Raw genomic sequence first — 21516 nt, 5'->3', positions numbered from 1 at the left:
ATGAGTAAGGTCATATTTCAGGTGCATGCCATGCAAAATGAAGAGGATGCGGAGAGAGTCAGTCAATTTTTTCTCTCCAAGGATGCTTTTGATGATCAGAACCATACGCCAGGGGAGCTTGTGCATTTTAGCAAATGGCCGCGAGAAAGTCTGCAAATTCCGAATCATCGACATTGGTTTGTGGAGAATGAAGAGAAGCAAATTATCGCTGTTATCAGTACACGGGAAAATGAACACAGAACGGGAGGCTATTTGTGGGATTATCTGGTTGTACATAGGGCATACCGCAACCTTGGGATTGCCAAGCAGTTGTATGAAACCATGCTTGAATTTATAGAGCAGCAGAACGGGCGTTACATTTTGACTTATACGTGCGATCTGCCCCAGTATGCCTCTGTGCAAAACATGTTCGCGAAGCTCGGATTTCAATTGATTGGCAATTATCCCAACTATTATTATGAGGGTGAAGCCCGGCTTGCCTATTGGAAAAAGCTTTAGCCATGTACTGAACCCACTCTGCAAATCACACACGGTAGGCAAGACAGATTATATAGGATTGGACTTGATGATGTGGCTGGTACTTTATTCCGATTACTTGGGCTGCGCACAGAGGACTCGCGTAAGCTTTGGATTATGCTGCCGGTCTTTTATTTTGCCGGTATTGCAGAGTTATTAAGCTATACCGCTTTTATGGCACTTTTTAATCAACGGTTTGGCGTGCAATTCCTGCCATTCGTTTACATTGCTGAAGCGATTATTATGCCGCTTGAGGGGTGGCTGTTGGCTAAGCTGGCGGAAAAGCTGCCTAAGGCTAAGCTGATGCGAACGATGTATCTTCTGATGACAGGGATCCTCCTGGCCAATGGGATGATTTTGCTCGGATTTAAAGCAGGAGGCTGGGATTACCAATGGTATTATCCAATCCTGTTTATTTCATCGAACTTTGTCGTTCGCCAACTGACGCTGCTGCTGTGGAGTACGGCATTTGACCTGTGTCCGACCCAACAGGCCAAGCGGTTAATGCCAATATTCGTAGGGGCTGCTACTGTAGGCGGGATTACCGCCGGTTTTATTGCCCAGCAGGTCGGTAGATGGTCGGGGACAGAAATTGTCTACATGCTGGCACCCTTGTTCCTGCTGATTGGTTTGTTCAATTTCCGCAAGGCGATAGCCAGATATCTGGTTCCGTTAACGCTTAAAGATGACAGGCAGCTGCATAAGCAGGAGCTGACTGCTCAGGGAGAAGCAACGGCTTTATCGGGTCATTACTTTAAGCAAATGATCAAAAGTCCTTTTCTGCTCTGTGCTGTAGGTTTGATGACCTTAATGCCGGCACTTTATTTCTTAATGGAGTACCAATATTTCACGACGACTGAAAAGGCGTTCCCAATTGAGCGTGATTTGACAGCTTATTATGGATTGATTATTACGATCCAGTTCTCGGCCTCGCTGCTGCTCCAGACATTCTCAGGACGGTTGATGAACTGGCTGGGTGCAAGCAATATGCTGCTGGCTATATCGATTGTGTTTATGTTTGGCTTTGGCCTGTCTGCCTTATTTCTGGGTACGGGTTACGCGCTGGCTGTTGTGTCGGCGACCTATGCACTGTTTTATATTTTGTTATATTATACGGCTGAGCCCTGCTACCAGTTGTTTTTCAAAATGCTGCCGATCAATCAGAGGGATGGCATTCGTTATGTATCGCAAGCGATTGCGGCTTCCGGCGGTATATTGCTGGGTGCTTTACTGTCTCTCCTGCATTCTAAAGGGGTCTTAAGCCTGGATTCCGTTGCGATAATCGGTGTGGTTGTCGCTTTATTACTGATTGTGATTGCCTGGTTCGGACGCAGCTTGTATATTAAGGAATTAATCAAAAGCGTGCAATCGTTTCAAGCTGATTTCTCGGAAATGGCTGTTGCCTTTCTGGGAGGTATGCGCAGCACGAAAATGCTGCAGGGGGTGTTGGAGCATCTCCATAATCCCAATGATTATGTGCGCGAGGTTGCGCTTGAATTGATCGGTAAAGCGAAAGACTCCTCTTACTTGCCAAGACTCGTCAAGATCGTTGACGATCATAATCCGCGTATTCGTGTGGCTGCTCTGCGTGCTATGAGCTTGCATAGGGCAACGATCCAGGAGCTGGTGCAGGTGGCTTCCCTGCTGGAGGATGAAGAAGTCGATGTACGAGTTGAATGTGTGAGATTGATAGCGAGAGCCGGGCACATGCAAAGTCAGGCGCATTATTTTATCCGGCTGAAGCTGTTGGATGCGCATCCTCGTGTTGTTGCAGAAGCGGTCAAGGCACTGTATGCGCTTGGCAGCGAAGAAAGCTTTTCCGCGTGTGATGAAGCCATTATTAAGCTGCTGGATAACGGCGGGGATTGGGCTGTGTATGGATGCCGTACGGTTGCTGATTTAGGCTTGTCGAGCTACAGCGATTGGGTCATGTCGTTATTGGAGGATCAACGGCCGGCAGTTCGGGTAGCTGCTGCGCAGTGCCTGGGCAGACTGCAATATGATGAAGCGATAGGTTCATTGCTTCCCATGTACCCTACGGCTGACCAAGAGCTGCGTAAAGCGATTATCCAGGCACTTATCGATATGGGGGACAAAGGTATTGCCGCGCTAATGGAAGGGCTGCAGTATCCGAATCCTTTTATATGGGACGCTTGTGTAGCAGCACTCGCTCATCTGCTTGACGAAGCCCAGATCCGCGAAACCCTGGTTGACTCGTGCATTCAGCGTCTCCAAGGCTCCAATCAGGATAAGGCGCTGTCAGCGGCCATAGCGAAGCTTAAGATGGAAGGTTTGGCGGAACTGGCGGAGCAGCGACTAGGTGAAATTCGCGATGTCATATGTGATGGAGCATGGATTGTTCTGGCGAAGCTGGCCGATGAACGGGTCGTTCAGGTGGTGCGGGAGAGTGTCCAGGATAAGGACGAGGAAATTCGCGAGAATGGTCTTGAGGTATTAGCTGAAGGGCTAGGGGATCGCAAGCTGGCCTATGCTCTGCTTGACATGCTGAAGACCGCTATGGATACGGTAGACCATGGAGAAATCACTGATCCGAGAGCCGTAATTGAGCAGGCTGGACTGGGATCGGATGACTGGCTGCGGGATATCGCACAACATGCGTTAAGTGAGGGGGAGCAAACCGTTATGCCAAATGAGAAGAAGCTGTTAACGATGCTCGACAAGGTACTATTTTTGAAGCAGGTATCTTTATTCTCTAATGTATCCGTTGATGAGCTTGGTCTCATTGCAGGCATTACACATGAAGAGGTATTTCCGGATCAGTCACTGCTGCTGCGCCAGGGAGAAACCAATTCCAACGTATACCTCATTGTAGATGGTCATGTGGAGCTTAGCCTTGTAACGAGCAATGGGGGAGAGGGAACGATTGGTGTATTGGGAGCAAAAGAGGTATTCGGCGAAAGCACGGCATTGGATCAATCGGTGTCAGGAGTTACCGCACAGGTGATTTTTGATGAGGTTCGCGTGCTGACACTGGGAGGCGAAGGCTTGGCGAGACTGATCCGATTGTATCCGGAGATTGGCATCGGTTTACTGCATGCATCTAGTGCGCGTGTCCGTCTACTTGAAGCGATGCTGACGAAGATGGCATAACCCAATGGAAGGCAGGGGATGTTGTGAGCAGCGAGTGTCAACAAATTGAGCTGACAAATAATCTTAAAGAGCTGACAAGATTGGAAGCCTGGTTAGCCTCGTGGGCTGAACAGATGTCTGTGGATTCAAAAACGCTGTTTCAGCTTAACCTAGTCTGTGATGAATTGGTTACGAATACGATTTTATACGGCTGTCAGGCGGATGTCGTACATACGATCAGGATCTCGCTAAAGATAGATAAGGATAGCATTGAGCTGACAATTACAGATGATGGGATAGCATTTGATCCACTTACGCTGCCCTCGCCGGATGTTCAGGCATCTGTGGAGGAGCGCAGAATTGGTGGACTGGGGATCCATTTTGTCAGAGAATCCATGGATGAAGTTGTTTATGAACGCGTCGATAAGTTGAACACGCTGCATATGAAGAAAATAGGGAGGAAAACCCGTTAGCATGTAAAACAAATTTTGTATGAAGACTGAGAGCGGATGCTTACGAAGCGAGTTTTCTACGAAAACTTTAAAGCGGATGCTTACGGAGTGAGTTTTCTTCGAAAACTTTAAGCGGATGCTTACGAAGCAAGTTTTCTACGAAAACTTTAAGGAGGAAGAAGCATGAATGTAACGGAACGAACGGTGGGCGATATTGCAATTGTTGCCGTCGAAGGAAGATTGGATGCCAACACATCAGGCGTGCTGGAGAGCAAGTTTGTGCAGTTGGTCGAACAAGGGCAAACGAAGTTCGTGTTCGATCTTTCTCAGCTTGACTATGTGAGCAGCGCAGGTCTGCGTATACTACTTGTGGCTGCGAAAAAGCTGAAGGCGCTTAAAGGCAGTCTGGCACTGATTGAAATGACTGACAATGTTCGCGATGTATTTGATATGTCAGGTTTTAGTGCGATTTTCTCGATTTATGCGACTGAGGCTGAAGCGACTCAGGCTTTATCTGAGTAAGCCAGAGAGGGATGCCTATAGGCAGGTGACACAAGCATGGGTGTATTACCATATGGCTGGCTGCTCGCGGTCCTGATTTTGCTGCTTGCTTTGGGGGCTGTTGATTGGAGGCGGCGTACGGCTGAAAGAGAGCTGTCGCGCACATTGCAGCTTTTTGAAGTTAGCCAGGAGATGAATTCAACGATCTATAAGCAGGATCTATTGCAAAAAATTATGGATACGACATCCCGTGTTACAGACGCAGAAGCGTCATCAGTAATTCTGGTCGACACGGAGAAAGGTGAGCTGTTCTTCGAGCTGGCGCTTGGCGAAAAAGGCGGTCAGATCCGTGAAATTCGGCTGGCAATGGGTGAAGGTATCGCAGGCTGGGTGGCCCAGTCGGGAGAGTCTGTAAAAATCGATGACGCTGCTAGCGATTCGCGCTGGTCCTCGAAGGTGGCCAATCGGGTGGATTACCCTACGCGTAATCTTATGTGTGTGCCTATGACGAATAAAGGCATGATTATCGGCGTGCTTCAGGTGCTGAATAAACGCAATGGCAAGCATTTTAGCGATAAAGATTTAAAGCTGCTGCAGTCTATTGCATCGCCGACCGCAATATCGTTGGAAAACGCAATGCTGTATGAAGCGTTGGAGAAATCAATTCAGGCATTAAAGGATACGGTTGCAGCCAAAGAGCGGATGGAGAGCGAGCTGCGGATTGCGAGTGATATTCAATTGGGCTTTCTGCCACAGCGTGTTACGTCGTTGAGATCGATTCCCGAAAAATCGGATGCGGGTCTGGTCAATGGCAGCGTGGAAACACCTACGACCTCCGGGCTACTGATGGCGGATTGTGTACGCTCGATGATTCGTCCGGCGAGAGAAGTTGGCGGGGACTTTTACGATTATTTTATGGTCGGAGATTCGAAGCTGTTTTTTACACTCGGGGATGTATCGGATAAAGGGATTCCTGCCGCTCTGTTTATGGCCGTTACGATGACGTTAATTAAAGGTAAGATGAAGGCGGATATGACACCCGGGCAGCTGCTAACGGAAGTGAATCGGGAGCTGTACAAGGACGAATCGGCGATGTTTGCGACGATATTTTGCGGTGTGCTGGATATGGTAACTGGAGAATTAATCTACAGTGATGGTGGTCATTGCACCCCTTATACGGTTCGTGAGGACGGAGGTCTGGAGCCGTTGGTTGGAATTAAAGGGCTTCCTCTTGGGGTGCTTGAGGATATGGAATATTGTGACAATACCGCTTGCCTGCAGCTTGGAGAACGAATTCTTTTGTATACTGATGGAATTAGCGAGGCCGAGGATTTACAGTTACAGCAATACGGGGTGTCGCGCTTGCGGGAGCTTGTGGGTTCGGAGCATCATCTGGATATGGATGCGTTGATGCTGCGGATATTGCAGGATGTGGATTCGTTTACTGCAGGTGCGAAGCAATCTGATGATATTGCGATGCTGCTGATTAAGTGTGTAGGCAAGTAAATCATGATTAAATAGGTTTAGAAATATATTCTCACTTTACAACAATATGGTATAGTTGAGTTAACGAATTTAACAGCAGCGTGTCTCACATAAGATAGATTGTGCTAACGAAGTTAGTTTGCTTCGCAAACTCTAAGGAGGTAAAGCATGCATACCCATCAACCTCGTCATTATAGTAAATCCAGCACAGAAGCCATATTACAAAAAAAGAATGCAGCGGCTAAGGAGCAAGCAGGTCATTCAGCCGCAGCAGGCTCATCCGAGGTGATGAGCTTGCATGAAGTGATCGGAAATCGCAATGTCCAAAGAATGCTGGCTGGCGGCTCTACGGGCAAAATGCCGATACAGGCGAAAATGACTGTAGGACCGGTCGGTGATAAGTATGAGCAGGAAGCGGATCAGGTAGCTGGACAAGTTGTACAACAACTGCAAATGAGATCTGCAACTGAATCGATCCAGCGCGAATCGGAAGGCGGCGAGCTGGAAGAAGAAGAGCTGCAGATGAAGCCGGCGATTGGAGCGATCCAGCGCGAATCGGAAGGCGGCGAGCTGGAAGAGGAAGAGCTGCAGATGAAGCCGGCGATTGGAGCGATCCAGCGCGAATCGGAAGGCGGCGAGCTGGAAGAGGAAGAGCTGCAGATGAAGCCAGCGATTGGAGCGATCCAGCGCGAATCGGAAGGCGGCGAGCTGGAAGAGGAAGAGCTGCAGATGAAGCCGGCAACTGAATCGATCCAGCGCGAGTCGGAAGGCGGCGAGCTGGAAGAGGAAGAGCTGCAGATGAAGCCGGCAATTGGAGCGATCCAGCGCGAGTCGGAAGGTGGCGAGCTGGAAGAGGAAGAGCTGCAGATGAAGCCGGCAGGTGAAGGCTTTGATGTGACGTCTTCCATTGAGCAGCGAATTCAAGCGAAAAGCGGCAAGGGCTCCAAGATGGATGGGAATACCTTATCTGGGATGGAACAGGCTTTTGGGGCCGATTTTGGAGATGTTTCGATCCATCATGACTCAGAAGCGGGAGACATTAGCAGATCAATTGGGGCTCAGGCCTTTACGCAGGGTAAGGACGTATTTTTTGGCAACGGGAAGTATGATCCTGGCAGTCCAGGCGGACAGGAATTGTTAGCCCACGAGCTGACCCATGTTGTGCAGCAAACAGGCGGCTCCAGATCGTAACGAACGAGTACATAAAGATTGAAAATCGTGCAGATTGGTTGATATATAAAAGGCGCTTTGAGGTTAACGACAGCCGTTAACTCCAAAGCGCCTTTTGCTATGCGGTTTAGCATGGCTTCAAGGGTTGTCCCTATTGCTGTGTATAGGAATTCATCGACGACGATTGTGCTTGTGTATTCGTTTGCGAAGCTTGAATTAACCCATTCATTTGCTGAATCGTTTGTTCAATACGCTGCTGGGTTTCAAACAAACGTCTTTTTTGGGCGTCAAGCTGGATATCGATTTGGGACTGAGCTTTTTGTAAATCGTCCTGTACTTGCATCAGCTGCTGTTGGGTTTGTCTGATTTGTTGGGTAAAGTTACTCAGACCGGATGAGGTTAATGCTTGCTGAGCTTGTTGGGCCTGCTGCATCTGGTGCATTTGCTGATCTTGCAAAAATTGCTGATAAGATGGATTCATTGGAGCCATGAATGGCAACCTCCCTGTAATAGTTTACTGTTTGTAAGCCTGAATCTGCTTCTCTTGCCAATTCCCTCTAATAGGTTGTGATAAAAGGATGTACTTTATACAATCTGAGCATCCTAAGATTGTTAAAATGCATAAATATGGAGTTGTTAATAGGAGTGAATACAACATGACTACAACAGATCAACAGCTATCTTCAGAGGAAGTCATTCGTTCGCGGCACTCGGTGCGTAGATATGAACGTGGCGTAGTGATTCCAGAAGCAGAGTGGAATGAAATTCTTGAGCTTGCTCTTCAGGCCCCATCGTCATGGAATTTGCAGCATTGGCGGTTTTTGACGATTCAGGAGCAAGTGAATAAAGATCGTTTACTGCCTATCGCTTATAACCAGCAGCAAGTATCGGATGCGTCAGTGAACGTAGTCGTATTAGGTGATTTGGAAGCTAATCTGGTTGCGCCTGCCGTGTTTGAAAAGGCAACTCCGGAAATTCGTGAGATGATGCTTGGACAAATTAATGGTGCCTATGCTAACAATCCATCCCTTGGTAAAGACGAGGCTATCCGCAATGCTTCCCTTGCGGCTATGCAGCTGATGCTGGCTGCCAAAGCCAAAGGGTATGACAGTGTCCCGATGGGCGGCTATAATCCACAAGCGTTAATTAAAGAATTCAACATTCCCGAGCGTTACATCCCGGTGATGATTATATCCATTGGAAAAGCAGCAGCCCCTGGACGTGCTAGCGATCGTTTACCGATTGAACATCAAGTCATCCAAGAAAGTTTCTAAGTTAAGATACATTCATGAATAGAAGGAGCTTATCCGAATTACGGATAAGCTCTTTTGCTTGTTACTATATTTAGCTCAAATAATCTGCTGCTGCTCTTACCAAAGGCTGCGGGCTGGTTTCTAGTTACCTACAGCCGCATGGAGCTTGTCTGATAGGTGAAACACGGCGATGGCGTTTTTTCACTGCGCGCCGCCGACAAGCCAGACAGTCTCTTACACAGCGGCTGCGGCCGCTGCTAAATTGGTTGCATACATTCGCACAGAAGTTATCGCATCTTCTACTTCTGGTTGTTCCAGTACGTCTTGTTGTATAATTCATGGCTATCACTCCTCTCTCTATAAATTATGTAAATCATAGAGGGGAAGCGTGGACGATCAACAGGGGAAACAGTGTCCAAAATGTTCGAGGCGATAATGGAATCACATCAATGGATTAGGCTGGAATATAGGAAGCATATGATGTCGAAAGCATCAATTTAACTGGATAGTGAGTCATAAATTGCAGGGAGTGGTAATAAGTTGTTAGCTATAGTAAAAACAACGTATATATCACAAGCAGGTAGCACGTATAGAAACGATTTACACAGCTGCTCCATAAAGAAAAGGTTGGGGGGTGTAAAATGATTGAATTTCGTGGGGTCAACAAGCATTATGGGAAGTTTCAGGTTTTGACGCAGATTGATTTAACGATTGAAGCGGGTGAAGTAGTCGTGGTTATCGGACCGTCAGGTTCAGGTAAAAGCACGCTGCTCCGCTGTATCAATCGTCTGGAAACGATCAGTGACGGACAATTAATCGTAAATGGCACCCAACTCCATGACAAACATGCAGATGTTAATAAGCTGCGTCGTCATATCGGCATGGTATTTCAGCATTTTAATTTGTACCCCCATATGACAGTTATTGATAATATTACTTTGGCACCGCTCAAGGTGGCAGGAGTCAGCAAGCAAGAAGCGCTTCAAACGGCTATGCATTACTTGGACAAAGTGGGGATTCCCGAGAAGGCTAATTCCTATCCATCCCAGCTGTCCGGTGGGCAGCAGCAGCGAGTAGCGATAGCCAGAGGACTTGCGATGAAGCCGCAAATTATGCTGTTTGACGAACCGACCTCAGCGCTGGACCCTGAAATGATCGGAGAAGTATTGGATGTTATGAAAAGTTTGGTCCATGAAGGGATGACGATGGTTGTGGTTACCCATGAGATGGGATTTGCTCGTGAAGTGGCAGACCGAGTCGTATTCATGGACCAAGGACAGATTCTGGAGGAAGCGCCGCCGGACGCATTTTTCTCCAATCCACAAGAAGAACGGGCGCAGCTATTTCTAAGTCGATTACTCCAACACAACTAATCGAAATGAGGGGGATTATGGATGATGAAAAAGAGCTGGATGACGTTTACGTTAATGCTTGGTTTGGCAGGGATGGTAATGACAGGCTGTGGAACGAAGACAGATACTCCAACGAATCAAGGTGCGGGTACAACGACTCCGACTGCACCTGCTGCTCCGGCTGGTGAAGCTCCAAAGCCAACAGGCAGCAAAACGCTCGACGATATTCAAAAGCGTGGGAAGCTGGTTGTAGGTGTCAAATATGATACGAAGCTGTTTGGTTTAAAGGACCCCGGAAGCGGTAAAGTAGAGGGCTTTGATATTGATATCGCCAAGGCGTTAGCCAAAAAAATTCTTGGTGACGAGACGAAGCTTGAGCTCAAGGAAGTGACCTCCAAGACGCGTATTCCTCTGTTGAAAAACGGGGACATCGATATGATCATCGCAACGATGACGATTACCGAGGAGCGTAAGCAGGAGGTTGAATTTTCTGATGTGTACTTTAAAGCGGGACAATCACTTTTGGTCAAAAAGGGCAGTCCAATTCAAAGTGTGGCAGATGTGAAAAAAGGTGTGAAGGTGTTGGCCGTTAAAGGTTCTACATCTACAGACAATATTAGAGCCAAATCCCCTGAGGCCACTGTATTGGAGTTTGAAAATTATCAGGATGCATTCACGGCCTTGAAGGCCGGACAGGGAGACACGCTGACTACCGATAATGCGATTTTGTATGGCATGGTGAAGCAGGATCCCAATTATCAGGTAGTCGGTGGAACGTTCACAGATGAGCCGTATGGGATGGCTATTCGCAAAGGCGATACGGGCTACGTTACTTATGTGAATGACTTTTTGAAGGCAATGAAGTCAAGTGGAGACTACGATAAGCTGTATGAGCAGTGGATAGGTGAAAAGCCAAGTAAATAAAGGTTGTTTGGCGATAGGATGAGCGGCCTGCATGGATGGCTGTTCATCCTATTCCATTTCGTATCCAGGAAGGGGGTTGGACGATGGACAAATTCCTTAGCTTCAGCATTTTGATCAAATACTGGGACATGTATCTGGAAGGTTTTTTGAATACGCTTCAGGTAAGTCTGATTGCCTTGGCTGGCAGCTTTATTCTCGGTACCTTGCTGGCCGTTATGCGGATATCCCCTTTGAAGCCGCTCAACTGGATCAGTACGGCCTTTGTTGAATTTATCCGCAATATTCCACTCATTCTGATCGTCTTCTTATTTTTTCTGGGTCCGTCCTCACTGGGTGTACCGATGAGCGGTTTTGTTGCCGGAACGTTGGGTCTTACGATATATACCGCAGCCTTTATTGCTGAGGCTGTCCGTGCAGGGATTCAGGCAGTTCCAAAAGGGCAAACGGAGGCGGCGCGTGCTTCGGGCCTGACTTATGCACAAACGATGCGGTTTATCGTGCTGCCGCAAGCCTTGAAGATTGTTATTCCTCCAATCGGCAACCAGTTTTTGAATTTGGTCAAAAATTCATCAGTACTTAGCGTCGTCGCTGGACTGGATTTGATGTATTATGCTGACCTGATCTCCACTAAAACATTTGTCGTCTTCAGTGTTTACATATTTGTTGCTTTGTTTTATTTGATCATTACGATCCCTTTGAGCCTGGGTCTCGCTTATCTGGAGCGCAGAATGGCCAGGTCCCAGTAAGCTGATGACTATGCATTGGAGGTGAACGTGAATGAATTTTATTGGTGTTTACACCTGGGAGCATATTCGCTTTATGCTTGCAGGGCTTGGAATCACGTTACAGGTAGCGCTTATCGCAATTGTATTCAGCTTTATTATTGGCTGTTTGTTAGGCACAATTCGTTACACGAAGCTCCCTGTGATTTCTCAGCTGACCGCAGCGGTGGTAGAAATTATTCGTAATTTACCGCTGCTGCTCATCATATTTTTCACCTTTTTTGCTTTACCGGAGATTGGAATTAAGCTAAGTGTGATGAATGCGGCAGTAGTTGCGTTAACGGTGTTTGAGGCCGCCATGATCTCGGAGATCGTTCGCAGTGGTTTGAATTCGATTGATAAGGGGCAAATTGAGGCTGCCCGTTCATCAGGTCTTACCTACCTACAGACGCTGCAGCACATTGTATTGCCTCAGGCTTTGCGGCGGATGGTGCCTCCGATGGTCAGTCAGTTTATCTCACTGTTAAAGGACACTTCGCTGGCTGTTGTGATTTCGCTTGGAGAGCTGATGCATAATGCCCAAATTATTAATGGACAGGATGTCAATTTTGTAGTGCCGATTTTACTATTGGCCGCTGTTATGTACTTTGTAGTGAACTTTGCACTTTCCCTGCTGGCTCGCCGGCTGGAAGCGCGTCAGGTGTAATAGTCTCATTGACAATGACCATGCAAGCATTGGATATGGAACATCAAATAACCACGGAAGGCCTCTTAGAGCCAATAATCCGTGGTTGCTGCTATTTTTGCTGGCATATTCCAATAAAAAGGATCAATACGCTATCTATACCCATGCCCCGCGGCGGAATAGAGGCTCGCGAATTCCATCAGCAGTTTCACCGTCAATATCAAGCTCCGCCGAGCCGATCATAAAATCGACATGGGTCAGGCTGCTGTTCGCTCCATGAAGGGCGAGTTCTTCCTTGCTCATCACCGTACCTTCCTTGATACAGAGCGGGTACGCACTGCCGATTGCCAAGTGGGAGGAGGCATTTTCGTCAAATGTCGTATTATAGAAAATGACGTTCATCGCGGAGATCGGCGATCCGTGCGGCACCAAAGCTATCTCTCCCAAGAAGTGCGAGCCTTCGTCGGTTTCGATTAATTGCTTCAGCGTTTCGTAGCCCTCTTCTGCGGTGAAGCTGACAATTCTGCCTTTATCGAAGGTCAATGAAAAACGGTCAATCAGATTGCCGTTAACATTCAGTGGCATCGTGCTGCTTACTTTGCCATGAACCCCTTCTTTTAGCGGTAGTGTGAAGACTTCCTCGGTTGGCAAATTCGGAACGAAGAAGGCACCCTGCTCGTTGTGAATGCCCCCGGCAACCCATTGATGCGCTTCGGGAAGCTCGATAGTCAGATCGGTGCCAGGAGCTTTATAATAGAGCTTTCTGTAATTTTTATCATTTAAAAAAGCCATGCGCTCCTGAAGCTGGCGAATATGCTCCTCCCAAGCGCTAGTCGGGTCCTCACGGTCGAGACGTGTAGCTTGAAAAATATATCCCCACAATTTATCGATAGCTTCATCTGGCGACAGCTCAGGAAATACTTTGGTAGCCCAGGATGGGGTTGGAACCGAAACGATCGACCAACTGACTTTACCCGCTTGCAGGAACGTGCGATATTCCTTCATTTCGTTCATCTGCGTCTTACTGGCCAAGGCAATCTTACCCGGGTCAATATCCTTCAGCAGCTCCGGATTCGGGGCATACACCGTTAAGAAAGCTGCGTCCTGCCGGGCCATTTTGGCATAACCCTCCGCCTTCCAGGTTGGAAATTGCTGAAAGGACTCATCCCTTGCATGCAAAAAGCGAATGCGCCGCAGCGACTCATCGTCCCATTCCACCAATACCTGCCATACTCCCGCTTGATAAGCTTTTTGGGCAATCGTCCTTACAAAATCAACCGCGGCAATCGGTGCGAACACAACGAGTGTTTGCCCCTCGTGAATATTCAAGCCTACCTTTAAAGCCAATTCAGCATACTTTTCCAGCTGTGCGGCGAAATCTCGCATTCTCGATCAACCTCCTTTTGAACCTGCCCTGTGCATATAAATGATTATACGGCATCTTCCGCTTCAATTACGAATCCGGCGGATGGTTCACGGGTTTGAGAGGATCATTCTGCAAGCAAGAAGGGGTGTTTCCCGCTAGTAATAAATGGTAATATAAAGGTAGGGTCAGCATGTCTCAGCATTCCTGCTGCATATCCATCAAGGGGGAGTCGCATGATTGGCAATGTACATAAAGCATTATGGGTTTGCTCTAGCGGTGCGCCCATTCTTATCGCTTTTTCCGCTGCCTGGGTATTGGGCAAATCAACGTTTACGCTGCCTGCTATCTTTGTATTTGTTGCGGTATGGCTCATTGCACTGGCATTGGTTTCTTTCCATAGGATGAAAAGCAGATTGGCTGTCATAGCAGTCAGAGTGAAGAAGGTCACACCTAACGATAAAATCATGATCCAATATGCGCTTTCCTATGTATTACCGTTTACCAGTATTGTTTGGGATAAAATCAATCCTTTTATGTCACTTGGTATTTCTGTTGTCGTGTTAATTGTTCTGCTGCTGGCCCATTCGCCAACCGCCAATCCGTTGTTGTTTTTTATAGGCTATCATTTTTATGAGATTGAGACGGAGAATGGTATTGGCAGCTACACGGTAATGTCCAGAAGGGCTATTCGCAATAAGGACGAGCTGACAAATGTCATTCGGATTACGGAATACCTATTGCTTGATCGATCGGGGGGAAGATGAATGTTCGAAGGTCAGTCTCTATTTGTTATGCTCCAGCAGGAGGAAGAGGCCATTCAGGTTTATCGCATCGAGACTACACAGCAGGCGCAAACAGAGGTTGGTATTTTATTAGGCGAAGCCGCTGCTGTATTCGTTAACCATAAGCAGCCGATTGCTTTCGATGGCGGTTACAAGCCTGAATATGATGAAATGCTCGTGATTCCCGGATTTAAGCTGAGTCCACAAATTGTTCAGGCCTTGAAGGACCCGATCGGTGTGGCCGCATTCATTCCCGATCCGAAGCAGCAGCCGGTGATCAAAGCTATTTTTACTGGCAGACATACAGTCGTAAATGGAAAAGAGCAGCTTGTGGTCGCTTTTCAAAAATTTCGCAAGGAGCAGTACATCACAACGAGAAAAGGAATCAGCCTGTTTCACAGTAAAGAAACGTTTACGATGGATGATCGATTTGGTATTTGTATTACGGATGCTGTAGATTGTGTCGTGGTCAATGATGAGCTGCGCTTTTCGTCCTTCTTTTTCGCCCGCCAGGTGTTCGACCTCTCCGAATACTTCCGCGAAGCGACAGATACGGATGTGGAGAGCTTTATGAAGCATTCGAAAATCAACATCGAGGATGCCAATATTTTTAAAATAAACGCGGATTCCTGGGTACGAAGGAAAATTGCTATCATTGATGAATCACGTATTCTTGATAAATATAAGGTGACGGAAATTAAACATAAGGCGCAGGCATTCGGTTTGACCATCACTGCTGTTAAAAACAAAATCCATTTTCCAAATGATAAAAAAGAGTTAAAAAATATATTAAAATTTTTGGATGATGAAATCTATAAAGGTGTATTCTCTGAACAAATTTTACAAACAAATTCAAAGCGTAAAGCCGAAATTTAATCGTTCGTTCGTCTGATGTAACCACCACTCTTTTTGTATTCAAAATAACGTCAATTGAACAGGTTCTGTACTTGCAGTAGCTTCACCACGAACGCTCGGAGCTTGAGTTGGGGTTGCCATGTACTTGTGATTGGTCATTTTGTGCTTCAGCAGCCAGACATCGATCTTACTCATTACCGGCTCCCGATAGGAGGAAGGCGCATAAGCAGTGCTATGATACAGCTGTGCGTAACGCTCGGTCAGCTGCGGATAATGCTGTCGGAGAGTTTGGAAGAACCATACCTTGACTGGTGAGGTGCTTAAGCGTAAATAGGATGGCATGATGAACTGTGCTCCTGCTTGCGCTGCTGCGGCAATCAGCTCTTGTAAATCCGCTTCATTATCCGTTAAATAGGGCAGGATTGGTGCGATGAATACGCCTGTTGGTATCCCCTCAGCAGTGAGCCTTTCGACTGTGTCCAGACGTTTGGCGGGTGAAGGCGTGGACGGCTCAAATTGCCGCCAGACCTTGTTGTTCAACGTACTGATGCTGATATTAATGGAGATAATGGGGAGCTTCCGCAGGAGATCCAGATCCCTTAGAATTAGTGGAGAGCGTGTAGTGATCGAGACTGGAATTTGAAACTCGGCCAATACCTCCAGACAGCCGCGAGTCAGCATAGCCTTGCTTTCGATCTGCTGATAAGGATCCGTAGCTGTTCCTATAGCAATCGGCTCCCAATTGATGATACGTTTGCCGCCGCGCAAGCGTTTTTTTATTTGTGCTCTGAGCACAGCGGGGGCATCCAATTTCATGAAAATATGGTTCTGAAATGAATCATCCGCGGCAATTCCGAGAAAGGAATGGGTTGACCGCGCATAACAGAAGCTGCACCCATGCTGGCAGCCGCGATACGGATTAATGGACCAGTCAAAAGGCATCGAGGGAGCTTTAACCGGGTTGAGTATGGTTTTGGCCTGCATCGGCTCATAGCGTACTTTGGGAGGTTTGGTTATAAACATATTAGTCGATCACCTCAAATGATGGGAATGTATGTTCTCATTTTATCCTAACAGACAGCGTTCGGGAAATCAAGCGTGAATGGTTATGTCAGACGAATCAGCAGCTAGAGGCATCGGGGCTTCTGTATGGTATACTGGGTAATGGCATATTCTCAGCCTGTAACACTTCTGATCATTGGTGCCGGAATTGGGGTTGCCAGACTATTTTTGGGGTCAGCGCCGCGGCCTATGCTGGTTTCTGGAACATTCTGATTCTGGGTTTGCTGTGCATGCTGCTGAATATTATATTGAGGCGGGTACAATGGAGCTACATCACCAAGATGATGCTCGTGATTGTTACGGTTAATTTGGTGTATTGCATCAACATTGGGATATTGGGTGTCATACCGGCTGACGAATGGAGATTGTGTCAGAGGGTGTGATCGTCAGCGAGATTGCACATGTGCTGCAATTCTATTTTCGCCATATTGCTGAGCAAAAGGGACTTGATTTTGTTATCTATAAGGCACGTGACGCGCCGGAAGTCATTCGAACGGATGCAATGCGTTTACAGCAAATTTTGCGCAACTTGCTGTGGGGATTGGGATTAAGAAAAGCATGCAGGCGGCAATCTTTGAAGCGTTCCAGCAGGCAGATGGTTCGATCAGCCGTAAGTACGGAGGCACAGGGTTAGGGCTGTCGATCAGCCGTGCGATGACAGAGCTGCTTGGTGGTAGCTTAACTGTGGACAGCAGGGAAAGTGAAGGAAGCGCCTTTACTTTATATTTACCAATTCGTGGAGATCATTAAGGGTGGATGCTTCAAACCTGATTTGAATGGGTAAACATTGCTAACTGTCTATATAGCAGTTGGTATACATACATAAGCACTGGCATACAAAAGTGGAGGGGGTTGGTGGAGCAGTGCTCATTTGGAGTGAAGCACGCTTTCCGCTGCCGTCTGATGAACAGGGCATAGCTCTGTTTATGATGAGGTCTTGGGCCTCATTATAGGGTGGAGCTATGTAAAATACGGTGCCCACCAAGGAATTTATAAAGAGAATTAAGGAGATGTGATATTGATGAAGCTTTTGAAATCCAAATTAGCGCTGCTCGTACTTTGTATGGCCCTGATGCTCCCTACCTTGGTAGCTGGAGCAGCACCTGCCAGTAATTCCATTGCAGCTGCTTCTGATCTGCGTGTAGGCCTGGGACAGCTGCTTGGGGAGCATGCCTTGCTAGCTGTACTTGCCATGCAAAAAAATTATGACAAAGCAGTCGATTATAGCGATACAGCCAATCTTCTGAGCAAAAACACAGATCAGCTGGCTGCGGCTATCGCATCGGTATACGGTCCGGATGCCGGAGTGACGTTTAAATCGATCTGGAGCTCCCATATCGGCTATCTGATTGAATATGTAAACGCTACAGCCATTAAAGATGAAGCTGGTCGTGCGGCAGCTGTGGCGAAGCTGGATGACTACCGTGCCAAGCAAGCGGCATTCTTCGCAGTAGCCAACCCGGACAATTTCAAAGCGCCGGCTATTGAGGAAGGCTTGAACATGCACATCGGTCACCTGATCGATTCATTCAATGCTTACGTGAACAAGGATTATGCTGATGCTTACACCAAGGCACGTATGGCTTACAGTCATATGTATGACACAGCGGATATGCTTGCGATTGGCGTGGCTGCCCAGTACCCTGACAGGTTTTCAAATTCCTCTATTCAATCGACAACGGTCGATCTTCGAGGCACACTGGGCCAGGTATTAGGCGAGCATGCACTACTGGCGATTGTGGCGATGCAAAAAGGAATTGATGCAAAGCCGGATTTTGATCAGGCTGCAGCTGCACTTGGACAAAATACGGACGATTTGGCTGCAGCTATCGCTGTCATATACGGTCAAGATGCAGCAGATACGTTCAAACCGCTCTGGGCTTCGCACATTGGCTACCTCTTTGATTACGTCAAAGCGACAGCAGCCAAGGATTATCTGAGTGCGAAGCAAGCTATGGATAACCTGGATGTATATCGTGAATCTCAAGCGCAATTTTTTGCAAAAGTGAACCCGGAGTTTTTTCTTGAAGCTGACATCAGTAAAAGCTTGAAAGAGCATATTAATTTTTTGTTGACGGTTTTTGATACGTATGCCAAAAATGATTATTCCTTTACTTATCCGAATGTAGAAATGGCTTATACACATATGTACAAAACAGCTGATGCGCTGGCAATCGGTATTGCTGCACATTTACCAGCTATGTTTCCGCAGGTGCAGCCGCCGATCGTTACCAACAGCGTAGTAACCTTTACCATCAACAGCACCGAGCTGGATGTAAATGGTCACAAGCTGACGATGGATGTAACTCCTCTAAGAAAAGAAAATTATACGTATATTCCACTTCGCTATGCTGTCGATGCAGTGGGTGCCACCTTAAACTGGAACGAGGCTGATCGTTCCGCAACGGTGGCCTGGAATGGCAACAGTGCGACGTTTTCTTTGGGCTCCGACTTTGTAATTCACAACAGCACCAAGAAAGTTGCGAGCGCTCCATTGACACTGCAAGGTGACAGACTTGTAGTTCCTGTTCAGATCTTCGCAGAGGTGATAGGCTGGACAGTGGATCTTGCTGAAGAGGGTAAAGTTATTCGTTTGCTGGCTCCATAAGTTTTATTGAACTCATACTCATATGTATCAGCAAGGAAAGCGGGCCTCTTGGCTCGCTTTTTTTCACCACAACGTGCGTGAATCGCATTCCTATAAATGCGGCTGTGTTCGTATAATTGTACCGTATATTCCGATACTGAACAGGTGGAGGTGGATGGAGTATGGCATTCGCAATAGGAGCAGCAGTTATTGTGATCCCGATATTTATGTTCTCGGCAGCCAAATGGAATCGCGGTAACGGAGTTGGGCTTGGTTTCGATTGGCTGGCTATCGTAAGCGGCTGGGTGTTTGCGATTATGGCTGCTGTGAAGATTTATGAAATTAATCGGGATCAGGAGGTCATGATGACGACGATCCATAAGCTGTTTGCCGATTTGCGCTTTCTGGCCTGCGGCGCTTATCTGGGCAGTTATCTCCTGTATAGACTGATTGCGGTAGCCTGGGAATCGTATCAGGAAATGAAGCTGCGCCGCAGCTAATAATCCGAACATGAAGCAAGGCACCCCGGACATTAATCATCTGAGGTGCCTTGCTATGCATGATACTGATTTAACTGCTTATTGCATAAAGGGCTTCTTTTCTTTGAGCTCATAAGGCATGGCATCGGGTGGGGTCTGCAGGATCCATTGATCATAGGCGTCTTTATATACATCGCAGGTGAACTCATAGACGACAGATTCGGCAGGTGAGATCGTAATGCCGCTTGTCGATTTGATCGCTTTGGATACGGTGAACCCGGCCTCGAACTTGATTTTGGCGGAGGTGTTATCTCCGTTCATGACGATATCTTTAATGACCATGTCATTTTTCTTAATTCCATCACCACCGGTAAGGGTGACGACGCTTTGAACGAAGCTGCTGCTTTGCGTGACACTATCAATCAGCTTGCGTATCCTCTTTTGCGGTACGTTATCAAAGCTGATTTGCACAGAGCGCTCGGTTTCATCCCAGGCCACATCAGCTCCTGCGGCTTCACTAACAAATCGCAAGGGCATGAAGGTGCTGCCATCACGAATAACCGGAGACACCTCAAGGAAATAAGTCGTTTTATTAACGACTGCCGTTGCTTTATTGATGGTCAGCATAATGGTGAGCCCACCCTTGCTTGCTGTTGCCATCTGTTTGTCTTTATCCCATGATACGGTAAAGTCGAGCTTTTCAAATAGGACGCGCATCGGCACCATGGTATTGCCTTGTATAATAAAAGGCTGCTGCTCCCACTGCTGTTTTTCCTGCGATATATAGATGGGGATCTGAGGGTTGTCCTGAGCACTAGCCGACAAGGGACTGATTAGCAGCATGCACAGACATAGGCCTATAGATATCCATTGTACATTTTTCACTTTAAGCATCGCGGTAAACCTCCTGACTGAATCTTTAAGTTCGTTTCTAGCTGCCACTGTACAGTTCGGATTTATGCATGGTTGCCCTTAAGCTCCTGCTGGGCGTTCTGAAGGGCCTGAATGATCTCGGCGAGCTCCTGCTCGTTCCAATGAAGTGTTATATAATGCGGAACGTATCCGCCGCTGTTCACCTCGAGCATAGCTACTTTCTTGTCATCGTCCACAACAAGAGACAATTGTTCACTATCGTAAATCGGTTTCCATGCCATCCTATGAACCCTCCCGTACACCTAGTTATACATCTAAACACAATTCGACACAAGTAACGTAAATCCTTTTGGTTTAAATAGTCATTATACGGATGAGAGCGTGAATGGTTTCCCTTTTTGCTGATTTTTTGGTATCTTGGGAGTAGCGGCTTTGTATGGAATGACAACATTTGGGGAGGAGACAGACAGGATGGAAGAGATAGTCAGGCAGCAATCTATTGGAGAATCGCCTCTCGTTTCTATTATTATTCCGACGTATAATCGAGCGGATTTTGTGAGTGAGCTGATAGAGTCCTTGTGGAGACAAACGTATCGTCATTTGCAAATTATTATCGTGAATGATGCCGGGGAGCCGGTTGATTTCCTGCGAACGCTTTACCCGGAGCTGGAGCTGAATATCGTCGATATGGAGTACAATTCCAAGCATGTCCATGCCCGTAACCGCGGTCTTACGCTAGTGCGTGGTGAATATATTATGCTGTGTGACGATGACGACCTGCTGCTGCCGACGCATATTGAGCGGATGTTGAAGGAAATTGAAGGCTTCGATATGGTCTATTCCGATGTGGAAATTTTCGATTATAAGGTGGAGGGGCACACAAGGCGGGCGACAGAACGGTTCGTGTTTGCCTATGAGCACGATGTAGCGGCGATGCGCAGATTTTCAACGTTTGTTTCGTCGGGCTGTCTGTACCGCGCGGAGCTGCATGAGCGGTTGGGATTGTTCGACGTGGAGATGTATCATTATTGGGATTGGGATTTCTTTTTACGGGCGGTCGAGCATTATCGGGTCAAAAGAGTGCCGGTAGCCAGCGCCTTGTACGCATTCTCGGAAATAGGCGGCAATATGTCGGGTCAGCATGAGGATATGCGGCCCTACCTGGATAAGCTGTCAGCAAAGCACAGGTTGGGTGAGCTGCCAACCAAAAATTTTCTCGTACTGCTGGAGGAGCCGGAGGTGTTGAGCCGCAAGGCCAAGACCGAAGTGCTATGGGATGGAGAGCCCATCGTATCCAGACGTGCGCTGCAATTCAGGACAAGCCCAGTAGACGGAGCGCATTCCGTATAAAAGATGCGTGTG

At 47.3% G+C, this 21516-nt stretch carries 22 protein-coding genes; 17 read left to right on the top strand and 5 right to left on the bottom strand.

The window, feature by feature from the left end; genetic code table 11:
- The 6 genes from LRL21_RS22320 to LRL21_RS45730 all read left to right on the top strand — a co-directional run bounded on the left by LRL21_RS22320 (position 1) and on the right by LRL21_RS45730 (position 7235).
- A complete protein-coding gene (locus LRL21_RS22320) occupies positions 1–498 on the top strand; it encodes a GNAT family N-acetyltransferase (protein WP_240417998.1) in 498 nt (165 codons plus the stop codon).
- Between the two features lie 72 nt (positions 499–570).
- The gene (locus LRL21_RS46320; RefSeq protein ID WP_240417997.1) at positions 571–3627 is read left to right on the top strand and encodes a HEAT repeat domain-containing protein; all 3057 of its coding nucleotides are present in this window, start codon (positions 571–573) and stop codon (positions 3625–3627) included.
- Positions 3628–3650: 23 nt separating this feature from the next.
- The gene (locus LRL21_RS22310) at positions 3651–4079 is read left to right on the top strand and encodes an ATP-binding protein (protein ID WP_240417996.1); all 429 of its coding nucleotides are present in this window, start codon (positions 3651–3653) and stop codon (positions 4077–4079) included.
- 162 nt (positions 4080–4241) lie between these two features.
- Positions 4242–4580 (top strand): STAS domain-containing protein, encoded by a 339-nt coding sequence (locus tag LRL21_RS22305; RefSeq protein ID WP_240417995.1) that lies wholly within the window; start codon positions 4242–4244, stop codon positions 4578–4580.
- Positions 4581–4616: 36 nt separating this feature from the next.
- Positions 4617–6065: a PP2C family protein-serine/threonine phosphatase gene (locus tag LRL21_RS22300; RefSeq protein ID WP_240417994.1), complete on the top strand. Its 1449-nt coding sequence runs from the start codon at positions 4617–4619 to the stop codon at positions 6063–6065.
- 147 nt (positions 6066–6212) lie between these two features.
- Positions 6213–7235 carry an eCIS core domain-containing protein gene (locus tag LRL21_RS45730; RefSeq protein WP_275900846.1) on the top strand — a complete coding sequence of 341 codons (1023 nt, stop codon included), beginning with the start codon at positions 6213–6215 and terminating at the stop codon, positions 7233–7235.
- A gap of 130 nt (positions 7236–7365) precedes the next feature.
- Here the strand turns inward: LRL21_RS45730 and LRL21_RS22285 are convergent, their stop codons facing one another.
- Entirely contained in the window at positions 7366–7704 is a 339-nt protein-coding gene (locus LRL21_RS22285) for a hypothetical protein (RefSeq protein ID WP_240417993.1), read from the bottom strand.
- A 166-nt stretch (positions 7705–7870) separates the two neighbouring features.
- Between LRL21_RS22285 and LRL21_RS22280 the strand changes: the two genes are divergently transcribed.
- From LRL21_RS22280 to LRL21_RS22260, 5 genes are all read left to right on the top strand, one after another.
- Positions 7871–8488, top strand: a complete 618-nt coding sequence (locus LRL21_RS22280) for a nitroreductase family protein (RefSeq protein WP_240417992.1) — start codon at positions 7871–7873, stop codon at positions 8486–8488.
- 620 nt (positions 8489–9108) lie between these two features.
- The gene (locus tag LRL21_RS22275) at positions 9109–9840 is read left to right on the top strand and encodes an amino acid ABC transporter ATP-binding protein (protein WP_240417991.1); all 732 of its coding nucleotides are present in this window, start codon (positions 9109–9111) and stop codon (positions 9838–9840) included.
- 21 nt (positions 9841–9861) lie between these two features.
- Positions 9862–10743: a glutamate ABC transporter substrate-binding protein gene (locus tag LRL21_RS22270; RefSeq protein WP_240417990.1), complete on the top strand. Its 882-nt coding sequence runs from the start codon at positions 9862–9864 to the stop codon at positions 10741–10743.
- An 83-nt stretch (positions 10744–10826) separates the two neighbouring features.
- The gene (locus LRL21_RS22265) at positions 10827–11489 is read left to right on the top strand and encodes an amino acid ABC transporter permease (RefSeq protein ID WP_240417989.1); all 663 of its coding nucleotides are present in this window, start codon (positions 10827–10829) and stop codon (positions 11487–11489) included.
- 31 nt (positions 11490–11520) lie between these two features.
- On the top strand, positions 11521–12171 hold the full coding sequence (locus LRL21_RS22260) for an amino acid ABC transporter permease (protein WP_240417988.1): 651 nt from the start codon (positions 11521–11523) through the stop codon (positions 12169–12171).
- Positions 12172–12306: 135 nt separating this feature from the next.
- Here LRL21_RS22260 and LRL21_RS22255 read toward each other — a convergent pair whose 3' ends face one another.
- Positions 12307–13536, bottom strand: coding sequence for an aminopeptidase (locus LRL21_RS22255; RefSeq protein ID WP_240417987.1), 1230 nt, complete (start codon positions 13534–13536; stop codon positions 12307–12309).
- A 213-nt stretch (positions 13537–13749) separates the two neighbouring features.
- Between LRL21_RS22255 and LRL21_RS22250 the strand changes: the two genes are divergently transcribed.
- Together LRL21_RS22250 and LRL21_RS22245 are read left to right on the top strand one after the other, a co-directional pair.
- Complete coding sequence (locus LRL21_RS22250; protein ID WP_240417986.1) at positions 13750–14280, top strand: hypothetical protein; 531 nt, start codon at positions 13750–13752, stop codon at positions 14278–14280.
- Complete coding sequence (locus tag LRL21_RS22245) at positions 14281–15174, top strand: Kiwa anti-phage protein KwaB-like domain-containing protein (RefSeq protein WP_240417985.1); 894 nt, start codon at positions 14281–14283, stop codon at positions 15172–15174.
- A gap of 39 nt (positions 15175–15213) precedes the next feature.
- Here LRL21_RS22245 and LRL21_RS22240 read toward each other — a convergent pair whose 3' ends face one another.
- Positions 15214–16176, bottom strand: a complete 963-nt coding sequence (locus LRL21_RS22240; protein WP_240417984.1) for an SPL family radical SAM protein — start codon at positions 16174–16176, stop codon at positions 15214–15216.
- 573 nt (positions 16177–16749) lie between these two features.
- Between LRL21_RS22240 and LRL21_RS22235 the strand changes: the two genes are divergently transcribed.
- The 3 genes from LRL21_RS22235 to LRL21_RS22225 all read left to right on the top strand — a co-directional run bounded on the left by LRL21_RS22235 (position 16750) and on the right by LRL21_RS22225 (position 19302).
- On the top strand, positions 16750–16965 hold the full coding sequence (locus tag LRL21_RS22235) for an ATP-binding protein (RefSeq protein WP_240417983.1): 216 nt from the start codon (positions 16750–16752) through the stop codon (positions 16963–16965).
- Positions 16966–17236: 271 nt separating this feature from the next.
- Entirely contained in the window at positions 17237–18823 is a 1587-nt protein-coding gene (locus LRL21_RS22230; protein ID WP_240417982.1) for a copper amine oxidase N-terminal domain-containing protein, read from the top strand.
- A 161-nt stretch (positions 18824–18984) separates the two neighbouring features.
- Positions 18985–19302: a transposase gene (locus LRL21_RS22225; RefSeq protein ID WP_240417981.1), complete on the top strand. Its 318-nt coding sequence runs from the start codon at positions 18985–18987 to the stop codon at positions 19300–19302.
- 78 nt (positions 19303–19380) lie between these two features.
- Here the strand turns inward: LRL21_RS22225 and LRL21_RS22220 are convergent, their stop codons facing one another.
- Both LRL21_RS22220 and LRL21_RS22215 read right to left on the bottom strand, forming a co-directional pair.
- Complete coding sequence (locus LRL21_RS22220; RefSeq protein WP_240417980.1) at positions 19381–20175, bottom strand: copper amine oxidase N-terminal domain-containing protein; 795 nt, start codon at positions 20173–20175, stop codon at positions 19381–19383.
- A gap of 62 nt (positions 20176–20237) precedes the next feature.
- On the bottom strand, positions 20238–20435 hold the full coding sequence (locus tag LRL21_RS22215; RefSeq protein ID WP_240417979.1) for a hypothetical protein: 198 nt from the start codon (positions 20433–20435) through the stop codon (positions 20238–20240).
- A gap of 190 nt (positions 20436–20625) precedes the next feature.
- On the opposite strand from LRL21_RS22215, the gene LRL21_RS22210 reads away from it, so the two are divergent.
- Positions 20626–21504, top strand: a complete 879-nt coding sequence (locus LRL21_RS22210) for a glycosyltransferase family 2 protein (protein WP_240417978.1) — start codon at positions 20626–20628, stop codon at positions 21502–21504.
- Positions 21505–21516: the final 12 nt, after the last annotated feature.

Origin of the sequence: Paenibacillus periandrae (genome assembly GCF_022458865.1) — a bacterium.
Lineage (GTDB): Bacteria > Bacillota > Bacilli > Paenibacillales > NBRC-103111 > Paenibacillus_S > Paenibacillus_S periandrae.
Note: the sequence above shows the minus strand (reverse complement) of the source record. Positions and strands in the feature narration are given on the sequence as shown.

Bases quoted from the DNA above. Each gene is read 5' to 3' on its own strand.
- LRL21_RS22305 (WP_240417995.1), top strand. From the start codon at position 4,242: ATGAATGTAACGGAACGAACGGTGGGCGATATTGCAATTGTTGCCGTC.
- LRL21_RS22265 (WP_240417989.1), top strand. From the start codon at position 10,827: ATGGACAAATTCCTTAGCTTCAGCATTTTGATCAAATACTGGGACATG.
- LRL21_RS22320 (WP_240417998.1), top strand. From the start codon at position 1: ATGAGTAAGGTCATATTTCAGGTGCATGCCATGCAAAATGAAGAGGAT.
- LRL21_RS22215 (WP_240417979.1), bottom strand. From the start codon at position 20,435: ATGGCATGGAAACCGATTTACGATAGTGAACAATTGTCTCTTGTTGTG.
- LRL21_RS22245 (WP_240417985.1), top strand. From the start codon at position 14,281: ATGTTCGAAGGTCAGTCTCTATTTGTTATGCTCCAGCAGGAGGAAGAG.
- LRL21_RS22275 (WP_240417991.1), top strand. From the start codon at position 9,109: ATGATTGAATTTCGTGGGGTCAACAAGCATTATGGGAAGTTTCAGGTT.
- LRL21_RS22220 (WP_240417980.1), bottom strand. From the start codon at position 20,175: ATGCTTAAAGTGAAAAATGTACAATGGATATCTATAGGCCTATGTCTG.
- LRL21_RS22270 (WP_240417990.1), top strand. From the start codon at position 9,862: ATGATGAAAAAGAGCTGGATGACGTTTACGTTAATGCTTGGTTTGGCA.
- LRL21_RS22300 (WP_240417994.1), top strand. From the start codon at position 4,617: ATGGGTGTATTACCATATGGCTGGCTGCTCGCGGTCCTGATTTTGCTG.
- LRL21_RS22225 (WP_240417981.1), top strand. From the start codon at position 18,985: ATGGCATTCGCAATAGGAGCAGCAGTTATTGTGATCCCGATATTTATG.
- LRL21_RS22255 (WP_240417987.1), bottom strand. From the start codon at position 13,536: ATGCGAGATTTCGCCGCACAGCTGGAAAAGTATGCTGAATTGGCTTTA.
- LRL21_RS22260 (WP_240417988.1), top strand. From the start codon at position 11,521: ATGAATTTTATTGGTGTTTACACCTGGGAGCATATTCGCTTTATGCTT.
- LRL21_RS22230 (WP_240417982.1), top strand. From the start codon at position 17,237: ATGAAGCTTTTGAAATCCAAATTAGCGCTGCTCGTACTTTGTATGGCC.
- LRL21_RS22240 (WP_240417984.1), bottom strand. From the start codon at position 16,176: ATGTTTATAACCAAACCTCCCAAAGTACGCTATGAGCCGATGCAGGCC.
- LRL21_RS22210 (WP_240417978.1), top strand. From the start codon at position 20,626: ATGGAAGAGATAGTCAGGCAGCAATCTATTGGAGAATCGCCTCTCGTT.
- LRL21_RS45730 (WP_275900846.1), top strand. From the start codon at position 6,213: ATGCATACCCATCAACCTCGTCATTATAGTAAATCCAGCACAGAAGCC.
- LRL21_RS22280 (WP_240417992.1), top strand. From the start codon at position 7,871: ATGACTACAACAGATCAACAGCTATCTTCAGAGGAAGTCATTCGTTCG.
- LRL21_RS22285 (WP_240417993.1), bottom strand. From the start codon at position 7,704: ATGGCTCCAATGAATCCATCTTATCAGCAATTTTTGCAAGATCAGCAA.
- LRL21_RS22250 (WP_240417986.1), top strand. From the start codon at position 13,750: ATGATTGGCAATGTACATAAAGCATTATGGGTTTGCTCTAGCGGTGCG.